The sequence below is a fragment of the Algibacter sp. TI.3.09 genome, from assembly GCF_038154905.1.
In the GTDB taxonomy this organism is placed as follows: domain Bacteria; phylum Bacteroidota; class Bacteroidia; order Flavobacteriales; family Flavobacteriaceae; genus Algibacter.
In genome coordinates, this window is sequence record NZ_JBAKAN010000025.1 from 1 (window position 1) to 469 (window position 469).

Sequence of the window (469 nt, forward strand, 5' to 3'; positions counted from 1 at the left end):
GCTGTTGGATCCGTGGTGAAACCTACTTCTGGTGTAAAAGTTAATACGCCTGAGGTATCTACACTCCATGTCCCTTCGTTTGGAACGACTAAAGTCGTCTCTTGAGTGCCTGGAGTTGATGGATCTAGATCTATTGTACTTGCTACAATCATATCGCCATTAGTATCGTCTGATACAATATTGAATACCGCTGGACTACCTACTGTATTGCCATTGCTTACATTGTCTTCTGCTACTGGTAAATAATCGATTGTAACCGTCGCATCATTAGATTGATTGCCATCATTATCTTCTACATTATAACTGATAACCGTTGGGTCTTCTGTAAATGTTGTTAATGGTGTGAAAGTGATTACTCCTGTGGTTTCATCTACACTCCATGTTCCTTCGTTTGGTACTGCGAAACTTGTAATGTCGCCATTAGCATCCGTTACGATACTTGTTGCGCCTACTGGTGCTACTAAACTTA

At 40.9% G+C, this 469-nt stretch carries 1 protein-coding gene; it reads right to left on the reverse strand.

Features of this window, described 5'->3' with window-relative positions:
• Nucleotides 1-469: hypothetical protein (locus V6246_RS18175; RefSeq protein WP_341561864.1), on the reverse strand; the 469-nt coding region annotated here is incomplete at both ends.